Consider the following 5,314-nt stretch of genomic DNA (forward strand, 5'->3'; position numbering starts at 1 on the left):
GCTCGGCGGTCACGGCGGCCCGGGTCCCGCCGGTCCTGCGCCGTCCGAGACCGCCGCGGGGTCCGACAGGGCCGCACACCGCGCGGTCACCGTCTTTCCGCTGCTGATCCTCGCGGCGGGCGCCCTCGGCATGATCCGGCCCTCGGCCTTCACCGGGTGGGGGACGGCGACCCCGTGGATGCTCGGCATCGTCATGTTCTGCATGGGCCTGACGCTGACCCTCCCGGACTTCAGGACGGTCGCGAGGCGGCCCTGGGCGGTCGGGCTCGGCCTCGTCGCGCACTACGTGATCATGCCGGGGCTCGGCTGGGTGATCGCCAACCTGCTCGGCCTGCCGCCCCAGCTCGCCGCCGGCGTCATCCTGGTGGGCTGCGCGCCCAGCGGCACCGCGTCCAACGTGGTGGCGTACCTGGCGCGTGGCGACGTCGCCCTGTCGGTGTCCGTCGCGACGGTCTCGACCGTGCTCGCCCCGCTGCTCACCCCGCCGTTGACGCTGCTGCTCGCGGGCCAGTTCCTGAACGTCGACGCCGGTTCGATGGTCACCGACATCCTGAAGCAGGTGCTGCTGCCGGTCATCGCGGGCGTGCTCGTACGGCTCGTCGCGGGGCGCTGGGTGAACCGGGTGCTCTGGGTGCTGCCGTGGATCTCCGCGCTGGTCGTGGCGCTCATCGTGGTGACGGTGGTGTCCGGCAGCGCGGACCTGATCAAGAACGCGGCGGGTCTCGTCCTGCTGGCCGTGGTCCTGCACAACGGCCTCGGCCTCGCGCTCGGGTACGGGGCGGGGGCGCTGGCCCGGCTGGGCAGGCCGGCCAGCCGGGCCATGGCGTTCGAGGTCGGCATGCAGAACTCGGGGCTGGCCGCGTCCCTGGCCACCGCGCACTTCAGCGCGGAGGCGGCGCTCCCGGCCGCCATCTTCTCCGTCTGGCACAACGTGTCGGGCGCCGTGGTGGCGGCGTGGATGGCGCGCCGTGCACGGCGGTCACCGGCACCGGAGCGGCGCGGCGGCCCGGTGCCCGAGTAGCACGGACGGCCCCCGGGCCGGGCCCTGGGCCCGAGCGGCGCGGCGGCCCCGCGCATACTCAGGCGCCCGGTGGGTTCCCGCGCGGCTCGTCGTCCGCGTCCCACTCCAGATTGCGCTCCTTCACCTTCTCCATCGCGTGCTCGGCCTCCGTGCGCGAGGCGTACGGGCCGAAGCGGTTCTTGGCGGGGCACTGGAGCCCCTCCTCCACCGTCTTGTGCTGGAGGCAGTAGTACCACTCGCCCGCCTTGGGCTCCGTGTGCTTCTTGAACAGGGCCATCGTCCGTCCCTTCCCTCTCCGTGCGGGCCCGCCGGCGGCGTTCCGCGACGGCCCGCCGGCTCCCGTGCCGGGCCGTGCCGTCCCCCTCATGCTGCCCCGTCGGCGGCCGGGGGACGCTGGTTAGACTCACCGCATGTCTGGCCAGCAGCTTCTCGTCCCCGGAAAACTCTCTCCCGCGCGCTCCGTGCCCGCCGCCATCCCCCGGCCGCCGTACGTCGGCAAGCCGATGCCCGACCGCTACGACGGGCCGGACGTGCAGAGCGCGGAGACCGTCGAACTGATGCGGATCGCGGGCCGTATCGCCGCCGACGCCCGCGAGGAGGCGGCGAAGCACATCGCGCCCGGCGTCACCACCGACGAACTCGACCGCGTCGCGCACACGTACATGTGCGACCACGGCGCGTACCCGTCCACGCTCGGCTACCGCGGCTTTCCCAAGTCGCTGTGCACCTCCGTCAACGAGGTCATCTGCCACGGCATCCCGGACTCCACGGTGCTGCGGGACGGGGACATCGTCAATCTCGACGTCACCGCCTACATCAACGGCGTGCACGGCGACACCAACGCCACCTACCTGTGCGGTGACGTGGACGAGGAGTCCCGGCTGCTGGTCGAGCGGACCAGGGAGTCCCTCAACCGCGCCATCAAGGCGGTACGGCCCGGCAGGCAGATCAACGTGATCGGGCGGGTGATCGAGTCGTACGCCAAGCGGTTCGGCTACGGAGTCGTACGGGACTTCACGGGGCACGGCATCAACACGGCCTTCCACTCCGGGCTGGTCGTCCCGCACTACGACAGCCCGCACGCCACCACCGTGATCCGCGAGGGCATGACCTTCACCATCGAGCCGATGCTGACGCTCGGATCGTACGAACACGACATGTGGGACGACGGCTGGACGGTCGTCACGAAGGACCGCAGGCGGACCGCCCAGTTCGAGCACACGCTCGTGGTCACGGCGGCCGGGGCGGACATCCTCACCTTGCCCTGATCCCCGCGAGCGGTACCGTTTTACCGACGGGGCGTCGGGAAGTGGGAGAGAAGGCCGAGGCTGACAAGTTAGGTAAGCCTAAGCTAAGATGAGCGTCAGCTCGCCTTGTCCCCCGGTCGTCCCCTGGTCCCGGAGGTACCGTCCGTGTCGACAGCCACCGTCCCCTTCTCCACCCGGATTCGTGAGGCCTCGGCGGCGGAGCACTCCGCCACCACGGCATCGACGTTCATGAGCGACCTCCTCGACGGCAGACTCGGGCTCGACGCCTTCGCCCGCTACACCGAGCAGCTGTGGTTCGTCTACGCGGCCCTGGAGGGCGGCGCGGTGGGCGACGGCCTCGCGGACGACCCCGTCGCGGGCCCCTTCGTGCGGCCGGAGCTGGCGCGTACGCCGGAGATCGCCCGCGACCTCGCGTACCTGCGGGGCCCCGACTGGCGGAGCGATCTGGTGCCGCTGCCCGCGACGGCCGCGTACGCGGCCAGGATCGAGGACTGCGCGGCGGGCTGGCGCGGCGGCTACGTGGCCCACCACTACACGCGCTACCTCGGCGACCTGTCGGGCGGCCAGATCGTGCGGGACCGGGCCGAGCGGCAGTGGGGCTTCGCCCGCGGCGGCGACGGCGTCCGCTTCTACGTCTTCGACGCCATCGCCAACCCCGCCGCCTTCAAGCGCGACTACCGCACCCGGCTCGACGCACTGCCGGTGGACGGCCCGGAGAAGCTGCGGATCGTGGAGGAGTGCCGCCGCGCCTACGCGTTCAACCACGGGATCTTCCGCGAACTGGGCGAGCTCTACCCGGCCTGAGCGCCCGAGTATGTGCCGGCCCGTGCGCGGCGGGCCCGCGGGGCGAGCAGCACCAGCGCCACCGCCGTGCACACCGCGCCGGCCAGGAAGGTGCCGCGCACCGACACCAGCGGGAGGATCAGGCCGCCGGTCAGCGCGCCCAGCGCCACCCCCGTGTTGAAGGCCGCCGAGTTCGCCGCGACGGCCGTCTCCGTCCGGCCCGGCGCCACCCGCAGCACCAGCGCCTGCGACGCCATCACGACCGGCGCGACCGCGACGCCCAGCAGCGCCAGCGCCACCGTCACCAGCCACCGCGTCCCGCCCGCCGCCCACAGCGTGGCCATCGCGGCCGTCTGGAGCGCCACCGGCGCCGCCAGCATCGCCCACGGCAGCCGGTCGAGCAGCGGGCCCGCCGCCGCGATGCCCGCGAGCGCGGCGACGCCGAACACCAGCAGCAGCGGGCTCACCGCGGAGCCGGGGAAGCCGCTCACGTCCGTCAGGAACTTCTCGACGTACGTGAACCCCGTGTACGCGCCCATGCCCGACAGGGCGGTCGTCGCCAGCACCACGGCGAACGCCCGCCGGTCCGGCGCCGTTCCGTACGCGGCGTGGCCGGTGCCGGGCCGCGTCGTCGGCAGGAGGGCCGCGACGAGCACCAGCGCCAGCGCCCCGAGACCGGTCAGTACGGCGAACGGGCCGTGCCAGCCCGCGTGCCGGCCGAACCAGGTGCCCGCGGGCACCCCAAGCGCCGTCGCCAGCGACCCGCCGACCGACAGCACCCCGATGACCCGGCCCCTGCGCTCGGGGCCGAACAGCCCCACCGCGGCCGGGCCCATGACCGCCCAGAACAGCGCCTGCGCGAGCGCCGTGGCCAGCCGCGCGCCGAACAGCACCCCGTACGAACCGGCCAGCGCGGACAGCCAGCTCGCCGTCACGAGGACGCCCCCCACGCCGCCCAGCACGTACCGGTGCGGGACGGCGCGCACGGCGCGCGCCAGCGGCAGCGAGAAGAGCGCCACCGTCACGCCGTACCCGGTGACCAGATAGCCCACGGCCGCGAGCGGCACGCCTAGGTCGTGCGAGACGTCGCCCAGCAGGCCGACGGGCAGGTTCTCCGTGGTGTTGAAGGTGAACGCGGCGAGCATCAGCCCGGCCACGACGAGCGCGCCGCGTACGGCGGCCGGGCGCGCGGTTGCCGGACGTGCGGCCGGTGCGGGCATGGTCAACGGGTCCTCCTGGAGGGCGGCGGCGCGCGCGGGCGCGACGGGAAGCGGGCGGCGGGGCGTGGCCCCTGGCCGCACTCGGGGAGCGTGGCCGCCGCCGCACCGCGCCCTCTACTCTTTCGTCCTGAGCCGAATCACCGCCGCTGCCACGGCGGCCGGCGCTCGCCGCCGCCGTCTGCCGGGGCCGCCGGCGCTCGCCACTGCCCCGGCTCCCGCCGTCAGGAGACGTTCCGCCCGCCATGCCCCTCCTCATGCACCTGCGTACCGAGGACCTGACCCGCTGCCGCTTCGCCGTGTCGCCGCTGTGCCAGACCCACGAGGCGCTGCGGCTCCTGCGCCGTACCGAACGGCACCGCTACCACCGCGGGTGGCTCGCCCGGGCCCGGCCGGCCGCGGCAGGTCTCGATCTGGCGGACCTCTGGCTGTTCATGCCGCGCGGACGCGGCTACACGCCCGACTTCCTCGGGCCGCCCCCCGGGGGCCCCTCGGCGTCCTTCGAGGACGAGATCGCGCGGATGCGGGCGACCGACCCGGCCATGGCGCGGGTGGAGATGGCGCGTTCACTGGAGTGCACGCCCGGCGCGCTCGAATCACCGCGCGGGCAGCGGCTGCTGGCGAACCCGGCCGCCGCCGTACGCCTGCTCGCCGCCCTCACGGAGCGCGCCTGGCACGCCCTGCTCGAACCCGAATGGCCCCGGTTGCGCGGCCTGTTGGAGGCCGACATCGCCTACCGGTCGCGACGGCTCGCGAGCGGGGGACTCGAAGCGCTGTTCGCCGACCTCGACCCGCGGGTGGAGTGGTCGGCGGACACCAGGACCCTCCAGGTGGGCGATGTCTTCCCCGGCTTTCCCGTGACCCAGCGGCTGGACGGGCGCGGTGTGCTGCTGATGCCCAGTGTGTTCGTGTGGCCGGATGTCGTCAGTGGTTTCGCGCCGCCCTGGCAGCCGACGATCCTCTATCCGGCGCGCGGCATCGGGGAGTTGTGGGGGAGGGGCGACCGGCGCGGAGCGTCCGCGGGC

General features: G+C 74.0%; 6 protein-coding genes. 4 read left to right on the plus strand and 2 right to left on the minus strand.

The window, feature by feature from the left end; genetic code table 11:
* Positions 1–1,021: bile acid:sodium symporter family protein (locus tag LCE31_RS36235; RefSeq protein ID WP_225022153.1), on the plus strand; the 1,021-nt coding region annotated here is incomplete at its 5' end.
* Positions 1,022–1,079: 58 nt separating this feature from the next.
* On the opposite strand, the gene LCE31_RS36240 is transcribed toward LCE31_RS36235, so the two are convergent.
* A complete protein-coding gene (locus LCE31_RS36240; protein ID WP_225022155.1) occupies positions 1,080–1,298 on the minus strand; it encodes a hypothetical protein in 219 nt (72 codons plus the stop codon).
* A 133-nt stretch (positions 1,299–1,431) separates the two neighbouring features.
* Here LCE31_RS36240 and map point away from each other — a divergent pair, with 133 nt between their 5' ends.
* Both map and LCE31_RS36250 read left to right on the plus strand, forming a co-directional pair.
* The gene (gene map, locus LCE31_RS36245) at positions 1,432–2,289 is read left to right on the plus strand and encodes a type I methionyl aminopeptidase (protein ID WP_225022157.1); all 858 of its coding nucleotides are present in this window, start codon (positions 1,432–1,434) and stop codon (positions 2,287–2,289) included.
* A 144-nt stretch (positions 2,290–2,433) separates the two neighbouring features.
* Positions 2,434–3,093 (plus strand): biliverdin-producing heme oxygenase, encoded by a 660-nt coding sequence (locus LCE31_RS36250; protein ID WP_225022160.1) that lies wholly within the window; start codon positions 2,434–2,436, stop codon positions 3,091–3,093.
* Here the strand turns inward: LCE31_RS36250 and LCE31_RS36255 are convergent.
* Positions 3,081–4,292, minus strand: coding sequence for an MFS transporter (locus tag LCE31_RS36255; RefSeq protein WP_225022165.1), 1,212 nt, complete (start codon positions 4,290–4,292; stop codon positions 3,081–3,083). The genes LCE31_RS36250 and LCE31_RS36255 overlap by 13 nt on opposite strands.
* A 242-nt stretch (positions 4,293–4,534) precedes the next feature.
* On the opposite strand from LCE31_RS36255, the gene LCE31_RS36260 reads away from it, so the two are divergent.
* Positions 4,535–5,314: DUF5937 family protein (locus tag LCE31_RS36260; protein WP_225022163.1), on the plus strand; the 780-nt coding region annotated here is incomplete at its 3' end.

The sequence above is a fragment of the Streptomyces sp. 8L genome (genome assembly GCF_020176795.1).
Classification (GTDB): Bacteria; Actinomycetota; Actinomycetes; order Streptomycetales; family Streptomycetaceae; genus Streptomyces.

What these genes read in the sequence shown, in the direction of transcription:
- LCE31_RS36255 (WP_225022165.1), bottom strand. Translation starts at nt 4,292, where the DNA reads ATGCCCGCACCGGCCGCACGTCCGGCAACCGCGCGCCCGGCCGCCGTA.
- LCE31_RS36240 (WP_225022155.1), bottom strand. Translation starts at nt 1,298, where the DNA reads ATGGCCCTGTTCAAGAAGCACACGGAGCCCAAGGCGGGCGAGTGGTAC.
- map (WP_225022157.1), top strand. Translation starts at nt 1,432, where the DNA reads ATGTCTGGCCAGCAGCTTCTCGTCCCCGGAAAACTCTCTCCCGCGCGC.